Annotated in this window: 21 protein-coding genes; 16 read left to right on the plus strand and 5 right to left on the minus strand. The window is 40.3% G+C overall.

Translation table 11 applies throughout. The annotated features are described in order from the left end of the window. The first annotated feature begins 228 nt into the window (after positions 1-228). The 8 genes from L634_RS0102570 to L634_RS0102605 all read left to right on the plus strand — a co-directional run bounded on the left by L634_RS0102570 (position 229) and on the right by L634_RS0102605 (position 6,880). On the plus strand, positions 229-1,080 hold the full coding sequence (locus L634_RS0102570) for an ATP-dependent DNA helicase (protein ID WP_026581093.1): 852 nt from the start codon (positions 229-231) through the stop codon (positions 1,078-1,080). Between the two features lie 270 nt (positions 1,081-1,350). Beyond that, entirely contained in the window at positions 1,351-1,521 is a 171-nt protein-coding gene (locus L634_RS32420) for a YpmA family protein (RefSeq protein WP_082804516.1), read from the plus strand. Positions 1,522-1,536: 15 nt separating this feature from the next. Next, a complete protein-coding gene (locus L634_RS0102580; RefSeq protein WP_026581094.1) occupies positions 1,537-2,010 on the plus strand; it encodes a cell wall elongation regulator TseB-like domain-containing protein in 474 nt (157 codons plus the stop codon). A 54-nt stretch (positions 2,011-2,064) separates the two neighbouring features. After that, positions 2,065-3,249, plus strand: coding sequence for a pyridoxal phosphate-dependent aminotransferase (locus L634_RS0102585; protein ID WP_026581095.1), 1,185 nt, complete (start codon positions 2,065-2,067; stop codon positions 3,247-3,249). 176 nt (positions 3,250-3,425) lie between these two features. Continuing rightward, on the plus strand, positions 3,426-4,721 hold the full coding sequence (gene asnS, locus L634_RS0102590) for an asparagine--tRNA ligase (protein ID WP_026581096.1): 1,296 nt from the start codon (positions 3,426-3,428) through the stop codon (positions 4,719-4,721). Positions 4,722-4,938: 217 nt separating this feature from the next. After that, positions 4,939-5,649: a DnaD domain-containing protein gene (locus tag L634_RS0102595; protein ID WP_026581097.1), complete on the plus strand. Its 711-nt coding sequence runs from the start codon at positions 4,939-4,941 to the stop codon at positions 5,647-5,649. Positions 5,650-5,699: 50 nt separating this feature from the next. Then, entirely contained in the window at positions 5,700-6,356 is a 657-nt protein-coding gene (gene nth, locus L634_RS0102600) for an endonuclease III (RefSeq protein ID WP_026581098.1), read from the plus strand. Next, complete coding sequence (locus L634_RS0102605) at positions 6,353-6,880, plus strand: YpoC family protein (RefSeq protein WP_026581099.1); 528 nt, start codon at positions 6,353-6,355, stop codon at positions 6,878-6,880. The genes nth and L634_RS0102605 overlap by 4 nt, the downstream gene beginning before the upstream one ends. A gap of 267 nt (positions 6,881-7,147) precedes the next feature. Here the strand turns inward: L634_RS0102605 and L634_RS30480 are convergent, their stop codons facing one another. Then, a complete protein-coding gene (locus L634_RS30480; protein WP_034261832.1) occupies positions 7,148-9,868 on the minus strand; it encodes a penicillin-binding protein 1A in 2,721 nt (906 codons plus the stop codon). A gap of 42 nt (positions 9,869-9,910) precedes the next feature. Further along, entirely contained in the window at positions 9,911-10,522 is a 612-nt protein-coding gene (gene recU / locus L634_RS0102620) for a Holliday junction resolvase RecU (RefSeq protein WP_026581100.1), read from the minus strand. A gap of 116 nt (positions 10,523-10,638) precedes the next feature. Here recU and L634_RS0102625 point away from each other — a divergent pair, with 116 nt between their 5' ends. From L634_RS0102625 to L634_RS0102640, 3 genes are all read left to right on the plus strand, one after another. Beyond that, positions 10,639-11,622, plus strand: a complete 984-nt coding sequence (locus L634_RS0102625) for a DUF2515 domain-containing protein (RefSeq protein WP_026581101.1) — start codon at positions 10,639-10,641, stop codon at positions 11,620-11,622. A 388-nt stretch (positions 11,623-12,010) separates the two neighbouring features. Beyond that, the gene (locus L634_RS0102635; protein ID WP_026581102.1) at positions 12,011-12,292 is read left to right on the plus strand and encodes a hypothetical protein; all 282 of its coding nucleotides are present in this window, start codon (positions 12,011-12,013) and stop codon (positions 12,290-12,292) included. Between the two features lie 64 nt (positions 12,293-12,356). After that, on the plus strand, positions 12,357-12,734 hold the full coding sequence (locus L634_RS0102640) for a YppE family protein (protein ID WP_026581103.1): 378 nt from the start codon (positions 12,357-12,359) through the stop codon (positions 12,732-12,734). A 25-nt stretch (positions 12,735-12,759) separates the two neighbouring features. On the opposite strand, the gene L634_RS0102645 is transcribed toward L634_RS0102640, so the two are convergent. Further along, complete coding sequence (locus tag L634_RS0102645; RefSeq protein ID WP_026581104.1) at positions 12,760-12,975, minus strand: YppF family protein; 216 nt, start codon at positions 12,973-12,975, stop codon at positions 12,760-12,762. 343 nt (positions 12,976-13,318) lie between these two features. Here L634_RS0102645 and L634_RS0102650 point away from each other — a divergent pair, with 343 nt between their 5' ends. From L634_RS0102650 to L634_RS0102660, 3 genes are all read left to right on the plus strand, one after another. Further along, positions 13,319-13,900, plus strand: a complete 582-nt coding sequence (locus L634_RS0102650; RefSeq protein ID WP_026581105.1) for a YppG family protein — start codon at positions 13,319-13,321, stop codon at positions 13,898-13,900. A gap of 229 nt (positions 13,901-14,129) precedes the next feature. Further along, positions 14,130-14,993, plus strand: a complete 864-nt coding sequence (locus L634_RS0102655; protein WP_026581106.1) for an ABC transporter permease subunit — start codon at positions 14,130-14,132, stop codon at positions 14,991-14,993. Beyond that, the gene (locus tag L634_RS0102660) at positions 14,986-17,388 is read left to right on the plus strand and encodes an ABC transporter permease subunit (RefSeq protein ID WP_026581107.1); all 2,403 of its coding nucleotides are present in this window, start codon (positions 14,986-14,988) and stop codon (positions 17,386-17,388) included. Before L634_RS0102655 ends, L634_RS0102660 begins: the two co-directional genes overlap by 8 nt. Positions 17,389-17,518: 130 nt before the next feature. On the opposite strand, the gene L634_RS0102665 is transcribed toward L634_RS0102660, so the two are convergent. Both L634_RS0102665 and L634_RS0102670 read right to left on the minus strand, forming a co-directional pair. Next, complete coding sequence (locus tag L634_RS0102665) at positions 17,519-17,995, minus strand: Hsp20 family protein (protein WP_026581108.1); 477 nt, start codon at positions 17,993-17,995, stop codon at positions 17,519-17,521. A 113-nt stretch (positions 17,996-18,108) separates the two neighbouring features. Further along, positions 18,109-18,801: a Crp/Fnr family transcriptional regulator gene (locus L634_RS0102670; protein WP_026581109.1), complete on the minus strand. Its 693-nt coding sequence runs from the start codon at positions 18,799-18,801 to the stop codon at positions 18,109-18,111. Positions 18,802-18,989: 188 nt separating this feature from the next. On the opposite strand from L634_RS0102670, the gene L634_RS0102675 reads away from it, so the two are divergent. Together L634_RS0102675 and L634_RS0102680 are read left to right on the plus strand one after the other, a co-directional pair. Then, positions 18,990-21,290: a DEAD/DEAH box helicase gene (locus tag L634_RS0102675; RefSeq protein WP_026581110.1), complete on the plus strand. Its 2,301-nt coding sequence runs from the start codon at positions 18,990-18,992 to the stop codon at positions 21,288-21,290. After that, on the plus strand, positions 21,280-22,542 hold the full coding sequence (locus tag L634_RS0102680) for a ribonuclease H-like domain-containing protein (RefSeq protein ID WP_026581111.1): 1,263 nt from the start codon (positions 21,280-21,282) through the stop codon (positions 22,540-22,542). The genes L634_RS0102675 and L634_RS0102680 overlap by 11 nt, the downstream gene beginning before the upstream one ends. The last annotated feature ends 14 nt before the right edge of the window (positions 22,543-22,556 follow it).

Raw genomic sequence — 22,556 nt, forward strand, 5'->3', positions numbered from 1 at the left:
GCGGCTCTCAGTAAGCATGGGAATGCGTTGCCCAGGGATCATGCGGACTGCACTACTGCACTTTTGCCTCCTTTTTTCGGTGAGAGAAGGGCCCTTGAAAAGCAGGATAAATTCGTCTAAATAACACATTATATATTTGTTGGGAATTTATTTATGCCAGGTGGAACTAACATTGTGGAAGGGGCTTATCCATTCCGCTTTTGTTCATAGGGTAGGAGGAATAAATAGATGAAAGTGTTGTTCGCCTTTATGCTAATGTTCACGAACTGGTACTACATACCGAAAGACTCTCCTGCAGTTCCGGTAAAGGTTGAAAGCATCGATTTGAAACTAAAAAGCGATGAGCTCGCTATGACTTTTTTTTCTCTTTCCAGTGGTGAAGCTTCCTTGATTCACCATGGAAATGACCAAAATATACTGATTAATACTGGCGGACAGGGGACAGAACCTGAATTAAAAAAGCTTCTAAAACTGTATGGGGCAAATGAAATATCGACAATTATTTTAACGGATGAGGAATTGTATAACGAAACAAGCCTTGTATGGCTGATAGAAGAGTACGGCGTTAAGCAGGTAATAGCAGGGGAAACGTTAGCTTCTCAACTAAAGCATGGAAACACTGATTTAAGTGATATCAATATTCATATTTGGAGTATGGATACGAAGCAGCAGCTGTTGCCAGGCTTGCAAACGGAAGTTCTATATAATGGGAATGATTCAGGGGACGGAATGGATGTATCTTTTACATTTGCAAGACATAGGGTCTTTTTTATGAATTCAACCAGTGAGAAAGCAAAAGAGGTGTTTTTGAAGAAGGATCTTTCCAATGTCAATATCCTGAAACTTCCGGCGTTTGGAAGGGAAAAATCAATTTCTGAAGATATGATAAAACATATGGATCCCCAAATTGCAATCTTATTTCATAAGTCTTCCGTAAAACCTGACTCGGATTTGTTCGGACTGTTAAATGATGCGTGGGTCGATGTATATTATACAAGGAAGCATGGAACTGTCACCATTAAATTCACGGATATTAACTACGAAGTCATTACGATATTCCAGGAAGATGTATACAAATAAAGGCTGTTTCCTAACCTTCACTATATTTTCCTATAGGAAAATATTTTGTGAGAAGACATTTGCCTCGTTGAAATTTGTCTGATTGAAAAAGCTGCGCACATGGCGCAGCAAGACGTGATGGACTAGAAGAAAATTTGTGGTTGATTATTACAAGGAAACAAATTATGCTGTTATACTGTTATTGAGTGTATTTCTTTGTAAGTTTATTTTAACCTAAAGGGTTAGGTATATAAGTTACAAATATTGTAGAGGCTGAGGAGGAATTCCAGAATGGAAAGCAAAATAGAGGTTTTATCAACAGTCAAGATCCAGCAAAGCCCGGATTTGTATAAAATTGTTGATGTACTAAATAGAACCTTAAAGGAAAAAGATCTTATGTTCGGTTTGGCACTTGATCAGGAAGACCAAAATAAAGCGATTTTTACTATCTATCGTACATAAAAGAGTGATTAAGAAATGAAAAAAGCACTAATAGCTATCATAACTTTGCTTGTCATTTGCATTGGTACAGGGATTCTGATTTATTTCAACAGCATGAAGCCGGTAAAAGCGGCCGAAGCAAAAGCTGTAGAGCTTGCAAAAAAGGAAACAGATCTTGTTGCTGTTCAAGACTTCCATTTATACCATGGGACAGAAACCTACTATGTTGTCGAGGGCAAGGATGCTGACAAAGCAGACATTTATGTGTGGGTTCCAGAGAAAAAAGGGAAAATAGTTACGCGAAAAAAATCTGATGGAATTTCAAGCGAAGAAGCAATAAACAGACTTAAGCAAGAGAAGAATCCTGCAGAAATTATGTCAGTACGCCTGGGAATGGAGAAAAATATCCCATTATGGGAAATTCATTATCGTTCTAAAGGCGATTTAATAAATTATTATTATATAGATTTTAAAACAGGAGAATGGCTAAAAAAAATTGAAAACCTGTAAGTTTTAGGCCGTTAGCATGGGCCGCAGGAGAAAATGGGAGGAAGAACAATGGAGATTCAACTGGCACAAAGAGTTAAAGCATTAACACCATCAACAACTCTGGCAATTACTGCTAAAGCAAAGGAACTAAAATCCCAGGGACATGATGTCATTGGATTGGGAGCGGGAGAACCTGATTTTAATACCCCTCAGCATATCATTGATGCTGCAGTCCAATCCATGAATGAAGGCCATACAAAATATACCCCTTCCGCGGGGCTTCCTGCATTAAAAAAGGAAATTGCAGCCAAGTTCAAAAAAGATCAGGGCATTGATTATGACCCATCTGAAATTATTGTTACTAATGGAGCAAAGCATGGCTTATATACTCTCTTCCAAGTTTTACTTAATGAAGGGGACGAAGTGATCATTCCGATTCCATACTGGGTCAGTTACCCTGAGCAGGTTAAACTGGCAGGGGGAGTTCCGGTTTATGCAGAGGGAAAAGAAGAAAATGAATATAAAATTACACCAGAACAGCTGGCTGAGAGCATAACAGACAAAACAAAAGCAGTTATAATCAACTCACCCAGCAATCCAACAGGAATGCTTTATTCCGCAGATGAATTAAAGGCATTGGGAGAAGTTTGCCTTAAGCATAATGTCTTAATTATCTCAGATGAAATATATGAAAAACTGGTTTACGCGGGCCATAAACATACTTCCATTGCTGAGCTTTCAACTGAACTGAAAGAGCAAACCATTATCATCAATGGAGTTTCCAAGTCACATTCCATGACTGGATGGAGGATTGGCTATGCCGCAGGAAATAAAGAAATCATAAAAGCAATGACTAATCTAGCCAGCCACAGCACATCCAACCCGACTACAACTGCACAATACGGTTCCATCGCAGCCTATGCCGGACCGCAGGATATGCTGCATGAAATGCGAGAAGCCTTTGAGCACCGCTTAAATACAATTTATGATAAATTAATCAAGATTCCTGGGGTTACTTGCATCAAACCTCAAGGGGCATTTTATCTGTTCCCTAATGTTCAAAGGGCTGCCGAGATGACAGGCTTTGAGAATGTTGATGACTTTGCAGGGGCATTGCTGGAAGAAGCAATGGTTGCAGTAATTCCTGGTTCCGGTTTCGGTTCTCCGCAAAACATCCGTTTATCATATGCAACTTCTCTTGATTTACTGGAAAAGGCTGTTGAGCGCATACACGGATTTGTTGAAAAAAATATGAAGTAAAAGCACTTAAGACAGGAGAGCCGGATGATATCCGGCCTTCTTCTGTGTTATCTGAATAAAAGGCTAAATTGCCGGTGCTATAACTTTCTATATGATTGCTTGTCAATGGGCTGGAAGGTATAATAAATAGCGATACATAAGTAGTAATTGCTTAGATTTTTTGGAGGGAACATAAATTGACAAAAACCACTATTTCTCAAGTTTATAAATTTGTTGACCAGGAAGTTACAATCGGAGCTTGGATTGCCAATAAGCGTTCCAGCGGAAAAATTGCTTTTTTGCAGCTCCGTGATGGGTCAGGCTTTATTCAGGGTGTAGTAGTAAAAGCAGAAGTCCCCGAAGAAGTATTCCAGGGTGCAAAATCGGTTACCCAGGAATCTTCCGTATATGTGACGGGCAGGGTGCAAAAAGACGAACGTTCACCATTCGGCTATGAATTGCTGGTAACTGGTTTGGAGGTTATTCATCAGGCAGTTGATTATCCAATTACACCAAAAGAGCATGGAACAGAGTTCTTAATGGATAACCGCCATTTATGGCTTCGCTCCCGCCGCCAGCATGCGGTCATGAAAATTAGAAATGAAATTATCCGCGCAACTTATGAATTCTTCAATGAGCAAGGGTTCTCAAAGGTAGACCCCCCAATTTTGACAGGAAGTGCTCCAGAAGGAACTTCAGAGCTTTTTGCGACAAAATATTTTGAAGAAGATGCCTATTTATCTCAAAGCGGACAGCTTTATATGGAAGCTGCTGCAATGGCGCTTGGAAAAGTATTTTCATTCGGACCAACTTTCCGTGCTGAGAAATCAAAAACGCGCCGTCATTTGATCGAATTTTGGATGATTGAGCCTGAAATGGCTTTCTATGAGTTCGAAGATAACCTTAAAGTTCAGGAAGAGTACGTTGCCCATATTGTTCAGTCCGTATTAAAGAATTGTACGATTGAACTTAAAACACTTGGACGGGATACAGAGAAGCTTGAAAAAATCACAGCTCCATTCCCACGCATCACTTATGATGAGGCTATTAAATTCCTTCAGGATAAAGGCTTTGATGATATCCAGTGGGGAGATGACTTTGGGGCACCACATGAGACGGCCATTGCGGAAAGCTATGACAAGCCTGTCTTTATTACGCACTATCCAACTTCCTTGAAGCCATTCTATATGCAGCCTGATCCAACTAGAGAAGATGTTGTATTATGTGCAGACTTGATTGCTCCTGAAGGGTATGGAGAAATTATTGGGGGATCTGAGCGTATTCATGATTATGACCTCCTCAAGCAGCGCCTTGATGAACATAATTTAGATATGGATGCATATAAATGGTATCTTGAACTGCGCCAGTACGGGTCAGTGCCGCATTCTGGATTCGGCCTTGGACTTGAAAGAACGGTTGCCTGGATTAGCGGAGTTGAGCATGTTCGTGAAACAATTCCGTTCCCTCGCTTACTTAATCGTTTATATCCATAATAAATTGCCTATTACGGGAAAATGAATATTGGCTAAAGCAAAAAAATCCGCCTCCAGCGGATTTTTTGCTTCTTAACCCTATCGAAGGAACATTCAGAAGTTTGTTAAACAGGTGATTGTTCTTAGCCAGTCAAGGTAAAACTTCATGGAAAACTTACCGGTTATTCTCCTCACTTTAGCCAGGTTGTTCATGATATACTGAAAAGGAGGTGTCCGTATGTCCAAAAACAGTTTATTAAAATGGATTCAGGAAGGGAATATTTCCATCCCTGGAGTATTGTTAACACAGTACAAAGAAATGAATTTGAATGAGCATGAACTCGTTTTAATACTTCATGTCATTTCTTATATAGAACATGGGAATGAATTTCCCACCCCTGTCGAATTATCTTCCCGCATGACTATTTCAGTAGCCGAATGTACGGAAATGCTAAGAAAGTTAATACAAAAAGGCTATATTGAAATAAAGGACAGCTATTCAGCTGATGGAATCCGCTATGAGAGGTATCATCTAGATCCGCTATGGGAGAAGCTAATTGACCAATTTCTTTTGAACGGCAAGAAAGAAGAGGCTGTTAAGCTGCAGCAGGAGGAAACCGATCTATACACTTGCTTTGAGAGGGAGTTCGGCAGACCGCTTTCTCCGTTTGAATGCGAAACACTTGCCCTTTGGATGGATGATGACCATCATGATCCTCATATAATTAAAGCTGCATTAAGAGAGTCTGTCCTGTCAGGTAAACTAAACTTCAGATATATTGACAGAATTTTATTTGAATGGAAAAAGAATGGCATTAAGACGATTGAACAGGCAAAAAGCTATGGGAAAAAATTCAGGCAAAACCAGTCTCAGCAGAAAGCTAAGAAGGAAGATATGCCTTCGCAGACAACAAAGTCTGTTCCTTTTTACAATTGGCTTGAACAGTGAGCAGATTATAAGCTGCTGAAAAAATAGATAAACAGTAAGTGGTGATTTCTTTGTTAAATAAAACACAAATTCGATATTGCCTTGATACAATGGGAGAGATGTTCCCGGAGGCCCACTGTGAACTAATTCATTCCAACCCGTTTGAACTTGTTATAGCAGTAGCCCTATCTGCGCAATGTACCGATGCACTGGTAAATAAGGTGACAAGAAAGCTGTTTCAAAAGTATAAAACACCACAGGACTATCTTGATGTCCCGCTGGAAGAGCTGCAGGAAGATATACGTTCAATCGGGCTATATCGAAACAAAGCAAAAAACATTCAAAAGCTCTGCCGTATGCTTCTTGAAGAATATGAAGGAATAGTCCCCCGCGATAGGGATGAATTAACAAAGCTTCCGGGTGTAGGGAGAAAAACAGCCAATGTAGTTGTTTCTGTAGCTTACGATGTTCCGGCGATTGCGGTGGATACACATGTAGAACGAGTAAGCAAAAGGCTGGGTTTCTGCCGCTGGAAGGATTCTGTGCTGGAAGTAGAGAAAACATTAATGAAGAAAGTCCCAATGGATGAATGGTCCGTAACCCATCATCGAATGATCTTCTTTGGCAGGTATCATTGCAAGGCACAAAATCCTCAATGTGAAATTTGCCCTCTGCTTGATCTATGCAGGGAAGGAAAGAAACGGATGAAGGGGCAAATGACAAAATGAAGGGACAGCTAGACATTCCTGTTCCAACTAGGATTTGCCATCCTTTATTCTACAAGCCCCAAGACACGATTAAAGTAAGTCAAGAAATGATTCAGTCTTTTCAGCTTTACCCAGCATTTCTTTTTGAAGCAGCTTTTTTTTCAGGAATACAGGCATTAAGGCCTTGGGAGAATAAGCAAGAATTCATACCGCTTTTGCTTGAGGAATGGAAAGAACAGAAAATCCTCCTTGACAAGCACTTCTCAAATAGAAATCAAAAAGCTGCAGAACTGCCGTTGAAAACAGCATTAAGCTTATTCCTGCAGCTGCTTTTTTGGACAAATGGCAAACCAGCAGATTTGGAGTCTGAGATTCAGGATTTGCCAATTAAGCCAGTAAATTTACTGGAAAGACTGGATTTTATTTTTAAACGGCCAGTTTCTTATCATGCGTACATTCAGTTATCTGAACTAATGGCTGAAATGGAAAAGCAATATATAAAGCAGCAAACGTTAGAAAAAATAAAGAAAAAGGCGCCTCAGTAGGTGCCTTTTTGTTTGGGGAGGTTTGGTCAGCTGGTTGGAAATAAAATAAAGTGACCGCGCACGAAGCAACGAAAGCTGCCCAGAAGCACGAAAACAAAGAAAGTCCGCACACAACCGAAAACCTGCTGAGCAGGAAACAAAGTGCCTACAACGGACCCAATGGAGACTTTGATAAAATGGGAGCTAGGGAAAACCATCAATAATCCTATTTATCACGAAATGAAAAGAGCTGACATAGGAATATGCCAGCTCTTTTTCATTGCCTATTTAATTGTTAGTCCCTGTTCCAGAGCCGCTGCCTCCAGTGTTGCCTCCAGTGTTGCCTCCAGTGTTGCCTCCGGTATTGCCTCCAGTATTGCCTCCGGTATTGCCTCCGGTATTGCCTCCAGTATTGCCTCCGGTTCCAGAGTCAGTTCCGCCTTCTCCAGTTCCAGTTCCTTCGTCGCCACCTTCACCATCACCATCACCGGGACCTTCACCTTGGCCATCATCGTTTCCGCCATCACCTGCAGATCCGCCGTCGTTAGGGTTCCCGTCCTGGTTTCCGGATTCGCCATTCTGACCTTCTTGGCCATCCTGGCCCTCTTCAGCGTTTTCCTCTTGTTCGTCTCCTTCAGTAGCATCTTCTTCGTTGATGCTTGGATCTGGGATATCGACTTTAACAGAAGCAGGATCACTTTGCTGGTCACCTCGAATGGCTGTTACTTTAAAGGTGTACACAGCTCCAGGCTGTGGATTTGCAATTTTTAAGCCTTTTTCAGAAGTAACACTCAGCTGCTGGTCTGCACCTTCATTAACTGATACAGTAACCTCAAATTGCGTGCCTTCCGCATCTGCCGGATAATCCCAGGTCAGTGTAATTTCGTTTGTCCCCTGGTCATAATTTGCACCCAGGCTAGAAGGGGAATCAAGTTTATCAAATTTCTCGGATACCTGTGTTGGGGCATGACCCTTCACAGCATATTCATAAATAATTTGGTCCTTTGGCGTGTATTTGCTTGCTTTTTTGGCAGGGTTGCTGCCTTTTTCTATTGCCACCTGTTCCACTGTTTTAGGAACGGTAAAGTCTGCTGTTTCTTTTCCTTCTGATACGTATGCCATTAAATTGCTGAACAGCTTCTGGGCAATTTTTTGGTCAGCGCCAGCGTTAATATAGTTCTTTCTGTCTTGGTATCCCGTCCAAATGGCCGCTGTATAGTTAGTCGTATATCCTGCGAACCAGGCATCTGGCACAGCACCCTGTGGAACGCCAAATTTTTGCTTGTCTTCATCTGAATAATTCGTTGTACCTGTTTTTCCAGCTACAGGGAGGCCAGGAACATCGGCTAACTGGCCTGTTCCATATGAAGACTTTACAACACTCTTCAGCATGTCGCTAATCATGAATGCTGTGTAATCCTTCATAACAACTTCAGATTCAGGTTTTAAATCAAGCTTTGTACCATCACGCATTTCAATTTGCTTCACAGCATGAGGCTCAGTGTAAAAGCCGTTATTTCCAAAAGCGCTGTAAGCTCCAGCCACTTGCATGGAGGAAACCTCATAAGCTCCTATAGAATAAGACTCATACATTTCATCCATTGGAATGCCCAATTTCTTTGTGAATTCCAAAGCTTTATCCGTACCAACTTCCTGAAGGGTTTTCAGGGCAGGGATATTCCTTGAACGTGCGAGGGCTTCACGCATGGACATAGGGCCCATATGTTTGCCGTCCCAGTTATTGATTTTTGTACCGCCTGAGTACGTATGCGGTTCATCCACAAGCGTATGGTAGGTACCCCATTTTAGGTATTCAATTGCTGGTCCATAATCGACAATTGGTTTAAAAGTTGAACCTGCATGTCTCTTTTGGTCCACAGCGAAGTTAAATCCGCGTTTGACCTCTTGGTTGCGTCCTCCGCCGATCGCCCTGATTTCACCTGTCTTTGTATCAAGCAGGGTGATGCCGGCCTGGAACTCTTCATCTGGATACTCAACTACTTCATTTGTATTTAATATCCTTTCCACATGCTCCTGGGCATTCGGGTCCAATGTTGTATATATTTTTAATCCATCGGAATATGGATTAAGATCAGGGTATTTCTTTTCAACTTCATCTAACACAACATCAATGAAAGAATCGTATTTTGAATCGTTTGTTTCTCTCTTTTCTTCTGCTACAAGTGAAGATTCAACAGGCACCTTTTGAGCTGCTTCCATTTCTTCCTTTGTAATAAAACCATGCTGATTCATAAGCGAAAGGACAATATTTCTCCGTTTTTCTGCTTTATCAGGATGTTTGAATGGATTATAGTTGTTCGGGCTTTGCGGCATCCCTGCTAAAAGGGCAGCTTCATGGAGCTCCAATTCATCCAATTCTTTATCAAAGAAGATTTTCGATGCCGTTAGAACACCATGCCCCTCAGACATGTATATCTTATTTACATACATTTCGAAGATTTCCTGCTTTGTATACTTGCGCTCCAGCTGGAAGGCTAACCAGGCTTCCTGTGCTTTCCTGCTTAACGTTTTTTCATTATTTAAAAAGGAATTCTTGACGACCTGCTGGGTGATCGTACTGGCTCCCTCAGACCCAAAACCGCGGGTTACGTTTGCAATTACTGCTCCGCCCAAGCGGATTAAGTCCATTCCATTATGCTTGTAAAAACGGACATCCTCGGTTGCTAAAAAAGCATCTTCCACAAGCTTTGGTATATCTTCATATGATACATAGTCACGGTTTTCCGAGCCTACATCAGTTATGAAATTGTTTTCCATGTCGTAAATTTGCGAAGAAATCGGATCTTTTAACAGCTTTTCATCAAGCTTTGGAGCATCCTTAACCATGAATGCAAAAGCGCCAGCACCTAAAAGCATTCCGGCAATTCCAAGGGCAATCAGTATAAGAAAAATGCGTTTAAAAGTACCGGTAGCCTTTTTCTTTCCCTTATTTTTAGGTTTGGATTGCTGTTTGCGGCGCTCCTCTCTTGATTGGTATTTTTCTGCCATATATATGTTCATCCTTTCTGACAATGAAGACTGAAATAAATATTATTTAAGGTTATAAAGATAATCTATTATCTTAATATAGTCAATTCTGGGCTGAAATCCAAGCGGAATGTAATGCCCATTTGCAGCTATTTCATCTTTGGTAATTGACTTTCTTCCGCCATCCTTCATTCTTTTCCAGTAGGAGAGGAGATAATGTGCCTCCAGGAGAAACACTTCTTCAGTTGCAGAAAAACGAAGAAGGACAAAGCAAATCCCTTTCTGGGCCAAAACGGTCTCCATATGCTTAACTTGGTGTTCGTGAAAGTTTTTTAATGGAAAAGAGGTGGTATTTTGTGTTTCCTTTGCTTCAAAATCAATATATCTTCCATTATAGACCCCATTATAATCTGTAGTTGATGCTTGTTTAAAATATGCCTCCTTGATCACCGCTGCACTTCTCTTGGGATAATCCACCTGAACAATTTGGACTGGTGTAGGCTTTTTATGAATGGAAGCTATGCCGTGTTCCAGATAGAATTCATTTGTTTCATTTATATCTTCCTCCAGAGTCATTCCGCGATTGCTATATGACCATTGCTTATCTGCTTTTATTTTTTTTGTCTTTTTTTCGGCAGGGACATATCTCCTGCCATTCGGATAATGAAAATTCATGCAGTCACCCCGTTTTAAGCTACACCTTATCATAACAAAAGACAGCAAACTTTGGTTGAATAAAAAGTTCTATTTGGCAAACGCTAATACATATTCATTTTCTGAGGTGAAATGCTATGTTTCTTCCTGGAAAATCTGCCCTTATCGAAAACGAACAAATATTAATAGAACATATTAATAAAATGACAGCTAAAAAGAATTTGGATAACATCTCCAGGACGGATGCATACTTTTATTTTTATAATGAACACCCTGAGATACAATGGGCCTTTTTAGCCTCGATGGTATCGCGGAATGCCGGCTGGAACATGTGCGATCTTGAAGGGAACTGTTTTCCAAAGGTGATTGGGAAGAGAGTGAGAGATCTGCTCTATTTCACTTATGAAAGAGCCAATTGGCTAATCTTTCAGGACGCATATCCTCAATTGCTTCTCTATCATTATTCGACGAAAATGAATAAGCCAATGTTTCATTTATTAAAGAAATTTCATATTTCTTCATTCATGGAGCGGGAGTGGCTGCATTTTTGGAGAGATGGAAATAAGAAGAGGCTAATGATCTCACTGATAATTAATGAACAAAATGTTATCCAAGAGCCTGTGATCGAACATCCTGTTTATAAAAATAAAGTTTTCCATACTATGCTCTTTGCTTTTCAGGATTATTTTCATTTTAGCTCTGTCATTTTTCCTACATGCAAAGGCAAATTGTACGGTGCTAGTGTGAATGGCTTTAGGTCAGTATCTAAAAGGATTGATCTGGGTAAAAGGCTCGCTGAAATCTTATTTGATCCCCGTTTTTATACAGCCGTTTATGAATTTGCGTCCAACACAACCCATACAGGGTCAAGGCACGATTATGAAAAGTATTTTAAGAGGAAGAGACCAAGAACGACTCCTTTCCTACGTTGTACATACCCAATAATCAATCATCACATTCATGAAATTAATGATTGGTCTGCCAAAAATAGAATTAAGAAAAAATGGAGGAAAGAAACAGTTAGCCAAAAGCATCCCATTCATATTACGGAATGGTATCTCCATAAACAAAAGCAGCTGGAAAGGGCAGCCTGGCTAGGGAACCTCCTTCATTCCAATTAAAAAAGCAAGGATTTTTCCTTGCTTTTTGAGTTTGGTTCTTATGTTGAAGGCCGGTCAGGCCCTTCAAGTTTTTTATTTCCATAGCCGGTCTTTGTTTCTTCGAGTTTTTTAGGCTGTACCTTATTTTGTTTTTCTTTTTTTGTCATCCCTTAACACCTCCGGTATATAGTTTGTTCAATGGCTTCCTTTTCATTCCTTGGCAGGTGTCGAAACAAATACTTTTCATGCAAATTAGAACTTTCTTTGGCGAATCCCTTCTAGTTTTGTCAGGCATGAAGGAAAGGCCAAGTCTAAAGAGAAATAAGTATGCACAGAAAAAATTACAGCAGCATACGTAATAATTTGGCTGGGGAACAAGGCGATCAGAAAAAAATGAGGAGGTTTTTACATGGAGGATAAAATCGTGGAAAAAAAAGAACTGCTGGCAATGCTGACAGAAATTAATGATCAGCTTGAAGAGCTTGAAAACGTCCTGGAATCGAATTTGTCGGCCCTTCGTCAAAATTGGTATGATGAACAGACAGATAAAATAACAGCCTGTGGAAATAAACTTGAAGCGATTGAAAATGAGTTAGCTGCCTTCTCAGAAACAAAATCTGAAGCAGCGCGAAATGGAGCTGCTAATTCAACGAAAAGCATGCAGCTTGAACTTGGGTTTTCAGTGAAATAAAATAGCATTAACTTTCAGTAGCTAATAAATAGGTAGCTACTTTTATTTTGGAGCTGATAAAGCAATGGTCAATGAAAAAGTACTTCTGCAATTAACTGAAGGGTTATTGAATTATGTGCAAATCTCTGATGAGCGATACAAACAGGTAAAGGAATCAGGGGAAAAGGGGGATTTCTATAACGAAGTAAAGCCTTTTGCAGATGAAGTTAAAGCGATTAATGATAAATGGAGAGGCCAGGCTGCGGAGTGGGTTAAAATGCATAGACCCAGAAATCTTTATCCCCAGCAAATTGACTCTGCTTCAGAGCATATCGAAATGGTTTCCATTCAGGCATTCTTCCCGGAAACAAGCAAAAGCAGATTCATAAACTATGTGAATTCTGCCATTTATGTTTTAAAACAATTGACTGCTTTATTGTCAGAAGAAAAGAGGGGAACCTAATCGGTTCTCCTCTTTTCGTTTTTTCTTATACATTAATGGAATCATGGAGGGAGCTATCTTTATAGCTTTCCGGAACAGCTGCTCCTTGAGCTTCAAGCTCACGAACAAGATTGCGGTAATCTGTACTGGAAATTTCATTATGGATATAGGCCTTTTTGGCAAAATCCAAAAGCTCATTTACACATTCAGGTGTGTAATCCCGTAATTGCTGAAACTTCTTTTTTAGTTCGTGAACATTCATTGATATTTCCTCCTCTTAAAGATAGATGTGCGGAAAATTCGCTTCCCCGCAAAACCATGGCATGCATTAAGGGACAAGAGATAGTCTGTTTTTTTAATCCTAACATGAAAATTAATTTTTCGTCGTTTTTAAAAAAATCAAACTTCCGACATGGTTAGACAAAAACGGTAAGCGCTTCCAATAATGTTTTTCCGTTATTCTGCAGCACCTCAAATTTAATGGTCCTTCACACTCTGGGCACGGATTACATATATTGTATTGATGAAGAAAAGTTAGGCAATTACCTATATCATAACAAGTATAAACATTACATTTATTTCAGTCATAAGGAGGATGTTTGCCCATGTTTGGCCGCAAAAAAAATAGAGCCAGCCATTTCCATCCATATGGCCATTGGAATCAGATCCCTCCCGGTGTTCCATATTCCATGGAGATGAATGGCCAACATTATATGAGGCAACAGCCAATGCAAGAATATCAAGGGTTGCAGGGACAGTGGAACCCATATTATATGCCTTACGGCATGAATTTTCAGCAGCCATTCCCTGGACAATACCCAGTCCAAGGTTCCCAGCATGATTATAGTCCCAGCCCTTATCCCATGAATGGATATGAATCCAATTACTACCCTGCTCAAGCTTCTAAAAATCAGAGCATCTTTCAAAATCCCTTAGAACCCGAAGAATACTATGGTAATAATACAAAACAGCAGCAGATTCCTCCATACCCGTATGTGAACCCCTACCCTAAACAGTCTTTCATTCCAAAGCAGCCATCTGGAGTCCAGTCTATCATGAATTCATTTAAAGCACAGGATGGCTCACTGGATCTCAACAAAATGGTGGATACTGCCGGCCAAATGATGAATGCCGTAACACAGGTTTCGTCCATGGTTAAGGGGCTGGGAGGCGTATTTAAAGCATAGTTTTACAAGGGCCGAAAAAGGCCTTTTTTTATTGGATTGAAAAATCAGACTTGAAAAAAGATTGGATGTATTTAAAAATAGAATAGCCGGTCTATATTTTCTCGGTAAAAAGTAATAATCAAAAATGCAGGAAAATTTATCTATATTCTGCCATTTATTCGTTGACAAAATTCAGATAAAAGTGAAAAATAGAAAAATGACTAAAAGTCATTAAGAGGGGGGATCAAGAATGGTCCGCGCTGTACAGCAGATATTGTTCATATTTATTTTGATCATGATTCTTGCGGCATTGCCAAAGATTGTTTCGGTAGATGCTGCAGAAGGAGGCTTGAACTGGAATCTGGCCAGCCTGCCTCATATTTATGGAAACTTTATTTCCGAAGTAAGCCGGGGCAGCCTTGGACATTATCAGCTCGGCAGCCAAACTAGGCCGATAGCCGAGGATATAGGCGATAATTTCTATACAAGCTTAAAAATTGTGTTAATGGGCGTAAATGCAGCTATACTTATAAGCCTCCTATTTGGTGTGTTTATCAGCAGGTTCCGGCTTACAAAAATCTTTGGGATGATATTAAATGCATTAGCAGTCATTCCTGATTTTATCATTATCATTATATCTATGATTCTTGCAGTCAAAATCTATAAAGCGACAGGGATCAGAATAATATCGCTTCGTCCGGATGGCGGAGCGCTCAATACATGGTTTCCGACCATGCTTGTTGCAATTGCCCCTACGTTATATTTGTTTAAACTTGTATCGGTAAAATACTACCAAACAAGCGGGGAAGATTATATTAAGACGGCTGTTGCGAAAGGGATGGGACTGAATTATATAAATTTCCAGCATGTATTTAAAAATCTGGAGCCATTTATAAAAGCTGAGCTGGTAAAAGTTATTTCGCTGGCAATCGGAAATCTTTTTATAATTGAATACATAATGAATGTCTCCGGAATAACCAAGTTTGTATTCCAAAGCCATGAAGTACAGCCTATTGCTATTGGGCTGTTTGCTATGCTTTTCATTTCCCTTATTGTCTATTTATCAATTAGGCTAATATTCTATCTGTTTAAACGGGGTTTTCTATATGAATAGGATCCTAAAGATCAATTACTCATTGTACATTGGGATTTTCATGGTTTTCGTGCTGCTTTTTTTCTGTTTATTTGGTCCAATGCTGGCACCGCATTCATTAACCTCCACACTTGAAACACAATATACAAATGGAAAAGTGCTGGCACCGCCGCTGGAACCATTTGATTCGGATTCATACCCTTTAGGCACTGACAAATGGGGCTATGATTTAATGTCAATGATTCTGAATGGCATTAGGTATACGGTTTTTATCGCGATCGCTGTCACTGTTATTAAAATGTTTTTTGGGACTATAGCAGGACTATATATCGGCACTTGGAAGAGAACGCCAGGCTGGATGGTTGCATTCGAAAATGCATGGAGCTATGTCCCGCTGTTTTTGATCCTGTATTTTTTTCTATCGCCCATTAGCTTCAACAGTTCTCTGGAAACAGGCACTCTCATTGGATACTTTGTTGTAATAGCTTCAGTCATTAGCATTCCCAGCATTGTTTCTTCTGTAAGGCTTAAAACAGCTGAAATATATCAATCTGTATATATTGATGCTTCAAAGGCACTTGGTGCAAGGAGACATCGCCTTATATGGAAGCATATCTTCCCTCAGCTGAAGGAAACTTTTCTGGTCATGTTTATTCTTGAGATTGTATATGTAATAGCTATTATGGGGCAGCTTGCGCTTATGAATATTTTTTTGGGCGGCACCATAATGAGGTACGACCCGATTATTTATCTTTCTGCAACAAAGGAGGTGGCAGGGCTTGTTGGCCAGGCAAGAGGCAATATATACGGCAATACCCATATACTGATTGTTCCGTTGATAGTCCTTTTATTTACCACAGCATCCTTTAGCCTGCTTGCCAATGGGCTGAAAAATCGCTTTCATTCCAATTATCAGCGTACACCATGGATTAAGACCGGGCATGAGCCCAAGGTGCAGCCAGCAAGGAAAATTTTGGGGGAGAATAGAAGGTTTTGGTCCTTTTCCGGACCAAAAATCGCTTTCTTTGCTCTAATAATCGCTTTTGCAGCTGCCGGAATTTATGTAACAATTACGGATGACGCTGATGTTGGTGTTCAAAGCGGCAGCCAGGCTGAATATAGTATTAATCTTGAAATGGATGGGAATGGCATCTTTTCAGCTGTTGCCGATATTCAAATAAAGAATAAATCTGCTGAGGAATGGGATGAACTGGTATTTTATTTTATTCCTAATGTCTTTAAAGAAGGGCATGGAATCGAGTCAGTTAAAGGATTCTCTGATACCGAAATTAAACAAGTGATTTTGAATGGTCATAAAGCGGAGTTTATATTGGATTATGATACATTAACAATCCCGGTAAGCCCTGAAATGTCAGATAAAACAAAGCACAAGGTTACTATTGAATATAGCTTTACAGTGCCTGAGAAGGGAAGCCGCTTCTCCAAGGTAGGGACGAATTACTATCTAGCACAGTGGTACCCTATGGCAGCGGTCTATCAAGGCGGAAAGTGGAACAAAGAACCTTATATGGATGGAATGGAGACCTTCCACACAGGATTCTCCGACTATAAGATTTCGTATCATCTTCCTGAAGGATATTCACTTATTTCTACAGCCGAAAAGGATCCTGGCAATAATGAAGGCACCTTAAAAGCTAAGAAAGTCAGGGATTTTTTCATTGCAGTCGTAAAAGGGATGGAAGTTCATGAAACGGAAGCCAGGGAAGGTGTGAATATTAGGCTGTTCACGAAGGCCGATCATGACAAAGCCCCGGCTGACTCCCTTGAACTCGCCAGAAAGGCACTGTCATTCTATCAGGAGAATATTGGTGAATATCCTCATAAGCAGCTTGATATTGTCCTTGATGAGGGCCAATTTATGGAATATCCAGGAATCGTAACCATTAATCCATATATTGAGGATAAGCGATTTTATGAAATCTCCATCGTACATGAAATAGCACACCAATATTTTTATGGAGTGGTGGCCAATGATCCTTATAATCATGCATGGGTTGATGAAGGGATGACGGAGTTTGCGACTTCCATGTACTTTTATGCAGGTGAAAATCAGACTGAATCTCAAGCTTTTGGAATCTCCCGTTACCGTATGGAAGCAATTGAGGAAAAAGGCTTTGGAAAGCAGTATTCCAATGTACCGCTTGATGAGGTTAAACATTCCGGTTATATATATGGGCAGCCAGCCCTGGAAATCCATAAGATGATCCAGGATAAATATAGGCAAAAAGGGGATACACCAAAAGAAGTGGCAATGCAGTATTTATCCGATTATTTTCTGAATTTCCGTTATAAAGAGGTAGACACGGAGGAGTTTATAAAATTCACAAAAGATTATTTCAGTGTTCCAACAGGCTACTTCAATAGGTGGCTGGATACTTCTAATGATAACAGCTAAAAAAGGGCTATAACACTTAATCTTTATCACACAAAAACAAGCAGGATTTTATTCTGCTTGTTTTTGTATGCCCGGACAATGGATATAGGTTGAATAAAATATGATTTTTGATTTAATGAAGCGGCCAGATTCAGCTTTCATCAATAAGTATTCTTTTTCCCTGCTGTTTTGGTACAGTGATCTGCAGCAATCCATTTTGGTATACAGCTTTTACTTTCTTCTCATTAACGGGCTGTGGGAGAGGAATTGTCCTGCTGGATTGCTGCAGGCTTTGCTGTCTTCTGACAACTTTCCTGTTCTCGTCCTCTTCCGTTAATATCTCGGATGATTTTACGGAGATTGTAATATAATTGTCCAGGATATCAATTTGTATTTGTTCTTTGTTTATTCCCGGGAGCTCTGCTGTAATAATGTGTTCTTTATCTGTTTCTGTTACATCTACATGGAAAGAAGAAGCAAATGGGAAGGGGTTTCTAAAAAAATCATCCACTGTCTGAAGAAATCCTTTAACCGGCTTTTCATGAAAAAGCTGATTCATGGATTTCATTAAATCTCCAAACGGCTCGTTCCGATCCTTATTTTTATCTCTCTTTTTTGGATCCTCCATAGCATGCATCCCCTCTCATACAGGATTATTCATCCTATCGTATGCAGGCAAATGGGGGAGTGTTCCTGTATAAAGCAGGCTGGAGAGAACAAAAAAACCGCTTGAAAGCGGTTTTAAAAGATCTCTTCAAGAAGTTGATCCGGTTTAATGATTAAATGGCCATCCTTGTCAGTTTCAATTAATTTCTCTTTTTTCATCCTGGTTAAAGTCCTGCTTACAGTTTCCCTTGTAGTCCCAATCATATTGGCAAGGTCCTTATTAGTAAAATCGCCAATGAGGATAAAGGCGCCATTTCCGTCCGCTTTTCCATGCATTCTGGCCAAGCGAACCAAAAGTTTGATTATTTGCTCATAAGTGTTGTTTAGGATTTGGGCCTCTAATCTTTCTTGCAGATCAACTATTTTTTCCCCAAGGACTTTAAAAACCTTGATGCATAATTCTGGGTTTTCAATGAGGACTTTTTCAAAATGAGCAATCGGAACAACGACAAGCTTGGCGTTTTCAAGAACCTCTGAAAAGGCAGGATATCCGCCTTTCCGGAAGAAACCTACGTGAGGGAACATTTCTCCTTTTGTTAAAATGGCCACAATTTGCTCTTTTCCGTTTATATCACTTTTATAAATCTTTATTCTGCCACTATAAATAAAATAAACATTTTCTAATGGATCGTCCTGCAAAAAGACGTGGCTTCCTTTTTTCCATTCTCTAGAAATCGATATATCTACAACTTTATCCAATTCTTCATCGCTGAGTTCCTTAAATAAAGAGAATTGAGAAAGAACGTGTTTGATTTCAGCAGCTTTCATAATCCACCTCATGCTTCATGACCTATTAAGCCTATTGTAACAAAAATCTTAAAGAAGTTTTATATTCAATTACCTTAATATCTTACCTCAGTTTATTCGATTGGCAGAAAAAGTTAATGAAATTTACGAGTTTCTTCTGTTAGAACGAACGTTTATTCGCTAAAATAGGAATATGAGGTGAAAGTATAATGAAAGTACGCAAAAACCTGCCTGAAATAATGAAAGAACTTATTTCTGAACCACAGTACAAAGATAATATAATTCATTGGCATACAATAGAGGAAAAAGAAGCGAAAACATCGGAGCTTCCCGATGACATACATCCATCCTTAAAGAGGGCACTATTAAAAAGAGGGATTACCAGGCTTTATACTCACCAAAAATCCTCTTATAAAACAGCCATGAAGGGGCAAAGCCTAGTAGCGGTTACACCGACTGCCTCCGGGAAAACGCTGTGCTATAACCTACCTGTTCTGCAGACGATTGTGAACGATCCGAATGCCCGTGCTCTTTATATGTTTCCTACTAAAGCACTGGCGCAGGATCAGAAAAGTGAAATCAATGAAATGATTCAGGAATCTGGTTTGAGTATAAATAGCTATACATATGATGGGGATACACCCGCCAGCATCCGGCAAAAGGTACGGAAGGCCGGCCATGTGGTGATTACGAATCCGGATATGCTTCACTCAGCTATATTGCCTCATCACACAAAGTGGGTTTCTTTGTTTGAGAATTTAAAATATGTTGTGATAGATGAACTTCATATTTATAGAGGGGTATTTGGAAGCCATGTGGCAAATGTAATTCGCCGTCTCAGGCGGATTTGCCGTTTCTATGGAAGTGATCCCATTTTCATCTGCACATCTGCGACAATTGCAAATCCTCTTGAGCTTGCAGAAAAGCTTACAGAAAAGCCGGTTAAGCTTATCGATAATAATGGAGCGCCAAGCGGTAAAAAACATTTTGTTTTTTACAACCCTCCTATAGTCAATAAGCCATTGAATATCAGGAGGAGTGCCACTCTGGAAGTGAGAAAGCTGGCGGGTGAACTCTTAAAAAATAGGATACAGACCATCGTGTTTGCAAGAAGCCGGGTTAGGGTTGAAATCCTGCTTTCTTATTTGCAGGAGCTAGTCAAGCATAAGCTTGGCCCTAAAGCGATTCGGGGATACAGAGGAGGCTATCTGCCAACCGAAAGGCGTGACATTGAAAAAGGGCTTAGGTCGGGGGATATATATGGAGTTGTCAGCACCAATGCATTGGAATTGGGTGTGGATATAGGGCAGCTTCAGGTATGTGTCATGACCGGATATCCAGGTACGATTGCTAGTTCATGGCAGCAGGCAGGGCGTGCAGGAAGAAGGCATGGCGAATCGCTCGTTATTATGGTCGCCAGCTCAAGCCCGCTGGATCAATACGTCATTCAAAATCCTGATTACTTTTTTAATAAGAGCCCTGAAACTGCCCGCATTAACCCTGACAACCTCATTATTTTGGTGGATCATATCAAGTGTGCAGCATATGAACTTCCTTTCAATATTGGAGAGTGTTTTGGTTCATTTGAAACGGAGGAAGTTCTTGAATATCTGGCAGAGGAAAGAGTACTCCATCAAAATGGAGATAAATTCTACTGGATGAATGACTCTTTTCCAGCCCATAACATTAGTCTCCGTTCAGCTTCCCAGGAGAATGTGGTTATAATCGATCAATCTGATGTGGCAAACGTAAAGGTTATTGGCGAAATGGACCGATTTTCTGCCATGACCCTTCTGCATGAAGAAGCAATCTATCTGCATCAGGGAACCCAATATCAGGTAGAAATGCTGGACTGGGAGGAGAAAAAGGCTTATGTCCGAGAGGTGGATGTTGATTATTTCACAGATGCCAACCTGGCAGTGGAACTGAAGGTGCTTGAGCAGGACAAATCCAGGTTCACCGCCCTTGGCGAGGTAGGCTTTGGAGATGTAAGTGTAGTAGCGATGGCAACAATTTTTAAAAAAATTAAGTTTGAAACTCACGAAAATATTGGATCAGGGCCTATAACACTGCCTGAGGAGGAACTTCATACGAGCTCAACCTGGCTGTCCCTTAAGGAAGAATCATTAAAGTTTAAGCAGGATCGGCTGGAACAGGGCCTGATTGGAACAGCTCATGCCCTAAAGCATATTGTTCCCCTGTTTGTTATGTGTGATCCGCAGGACGTTCATGTAGTGCCGCAAGTAAAGGCGTCTCATAATGAAAAGCCGACAATCTTTTTCTATGACAGGTATCCGGGCGGTGTGGGCCTAAGCGAGAAGATATTTGGAGGAATTGAACATATCATGCATGAAACCATGGAAATGGTGAGCAGGTGCACTTGTGAACATGGGTGCCCTTCCTGCATAGGAACAGACACATCATCAGAGACAGCAAAAAGAGACGTCCTAAAAATTCTTTCTTCCTTCAAATACGATGAAATGGGCGAGGGTGAGTCCATTGTCCATTAAAAATAAGCTAAATAGGCTAAAAAATCACCTTGGCACCGGCAATAGCAACAGCAATCAGTCAGCCCCTGTGATAAGACGGGAGAAAGTCATAGATGTTCCATATAAAGAGGTATGGGAAGAATCAGGTGTTATTCCATATTATTTTGACGATTCCTACTGTCTTGTGAGGGAAAAGGAATATAGCCTTGATCAAATGCATGGCATTTATTCGTTTGGGGAATTTGCGTCAGCAGTGGAAGCATGGAATTCCTCCAGCATTAAGCATCCCCTGTCTGCTGCCGGACATGATCCGGAAAATATCTTTTTCTTTGATACAGAGACAACAGGGTTGGGCGGGGGAGCAGGCAATTCTATTTTTCTCCTCGGACAAGCCAGTCTTCAAGGAAACAAAATTAAATTAAAGCAGCATATCCTCCCGCATCCCGGTGCCGAGATTCCCTTGTATAAGAGCTTTCTTGAAAGCATCGATTATTCAACGATGGTGACCTATAACGGCAAGGCTTTCGACTGGCCGCAGGTAAAAACCAGGCATACACTGATCAGGGAGCATGTACCGAAGCTCCCTCCATTTGGGCATTTTGATTTATACCATGCAGCAAGGCGGATGTGGAAGCACAGGCTGGAAAGGATAAAGCTGACTGCAGTTGAAAAAGATGTTTTAGGTATAGAGAGACAAGATGATATACCTGGATTTCTCGCACCCATGATCTATTTTGATTTTGTCGAAAGGAAAAATCCAGAAGGCATGCTTGGAATCATAAAGCATAATGAAATTGATATTTTATCTTTGATCAGTTTATATACACATCTATCTTTTCAAATTTTGCGGCTTGATGAAAAGCAGTCTCCAAGGGAAATATTTGAAGTGGGCAGGTGGCTTTCTTCATTGGGTGAATCATCTGAAGCCAAAACAGCTTTTAGTAAAATTTCAGACAGCGAAACCCCTGAAGCCTTGGAAGCCAGGTTTGCCTTGGCATTTGAGCATAAGAAACATAAAAACTGGCAAGAAGCTGCCTGCCTATGGAAGGATACATCAGAAAGAGGCAGCCTAAAATCCCGGCTAATCTCTTGCATTGAATTGGCAAAGGTATATGAGCACCGTTTGAAAGATCTCAATCAGGCAATTATATATGCAGAAAAAGCAATGGAGCTTTTTAAAGAAATTTCCGGAAACACATTGGAAAAAATAAGCATTAAAGAAGAGGAGCTAAAAAAACGCCTGGAACGCTTGCGCAAAAAATGGAATCAATAACAATAAGGCTTTGT

The organism is Bacillus sp. J33 (assembly GCF_000518885.1).
In the GTDB taxonomy this organism is placed as follows: domain Bacteria; phylum Bacillota; class Bacilli; order Bacillales; family Cytobacillaceae; genus Cytobacillus.

Excerpts from the sequence above, each read along its gene's own strand:
- L634_RS32420 (WP_082804516.1), top strand. The coding sequence starts at position 1,351 with ATGGAAAGCAAAATAGAGGTTTTATCAACAGTCAAGATCCAGCAAAGC.
- L634_RS0102570 (WP_026581093.1), top strand. The coding sequence starts at position 229 with ATGAAAGTGTTGTTCGCCTTTATGCTAATGTTCACGAACTGGTACTAC.
- L634_RS0102635 (WP_026581102.1), top strand. The coding sequence starts at position 12,011 with ATGGAGGATAAAATCGTGGAAAAAAAAGAACTGCTGGCAATGCTGACA.
- L634_RS30480 (WP_034261832.1), bottom strand. The coding sequence starts at position 9,868 with ATGGCAGAAAAATACCAATCAAGAGAGGAGCGCCGCAAACAGCAATCC.
- L634_RS0102670 (WP_026581109.1), bottom strand. The coding sequence starts at position 18,801 with ATGAAAGCTGCTGAAATCAAACACGTTCTTTCTCAATTCTCTTTATTT.
- L634_RS0102665 (WP_026581108.1), bottom strand. The coding sequence starts at position 17,995 with ATGGAGGATCCAAAAAAGAGAGATAAAAATAAGGATCGGAACGAGCCG.
- L634_RS0102580 (WP_026581094.1), top strand. The coding sequence starts at position 1,537 with ATGAAAAAAGCACTAATAGCTATCATAACTTTGCTTGTCATTTGCATT.
- L634_RS0102660 (WP_026581107.1), top strand. The coding sequence starts at position 14,986 with ATGAATAGGATCCTAAAGATCAATTACTCATTGTACATTGGGATTTTC.
- L634_RS0102595 (WP_026581097.1), top strand. The coding sequence starts at position 4,939 with ATGTCCAAAAACAGTTTATTAAAATGGATTCAGGAAGGGAATATTTCC.
- L634_RS0102655 (WP_026581106.1), top strand. The coding sequence starts at position 14,130 with ATGGTCCGCGCTGTACAGCAGATATTGTTCATATTTATTTTGATCATG.
- L634_RS0102640 (WP_026581103.1), top strand. The coding sequence starts at position 12,357 with ATGGTCAATGAAAAAGTACTTCTGCAATTAACTGAAGGGTTATTGAAT.
- L634_RS0102625 (WP_026581101.1), top strand. The coding sequence starts at position 10,639 with ATGTTTCTTCCTGGAAAATCTGCCCTTATCGAAAACGAACAAATATTA.
- recU (WP_026581100.1), bottom strand. The coding sequence starts at position 10,522 with ATGAATTTTCATTATCCGAATGGCAGGAGATATGTCCCTGCCGAAAAA.
- L634_RS0102675 (WP_026581110.1), top strand. The coding sequence starts at position 18,990 with ATGAAAGTACGCAAAAACCTGCCTGAAATAATGAAAGAACTTATTTCT.
- L634_RS0102650 (WP_026581105.1), top strand. The coding sequence starts at position 13,319 with ATGTTTGGCCGCAAAAAAAATAGAGCCAGCCATTTCCATCCATATGGC.
- L634_RS0102605 (WP_026581099.1), top strand. The coding sequence starts at position 6,353 with ATGAAGGGACAGCTAGACATTCCTGTTCCAACTAGGATTTGCCATCCT.
- L634_RS0102645 (WP_026581104.1), bottom strand. The coding sequence starts at position 12,975 with ATGAATGTTCACGAACTAAAAAAGAAGTTTCAGCAATTACGGGATTAC.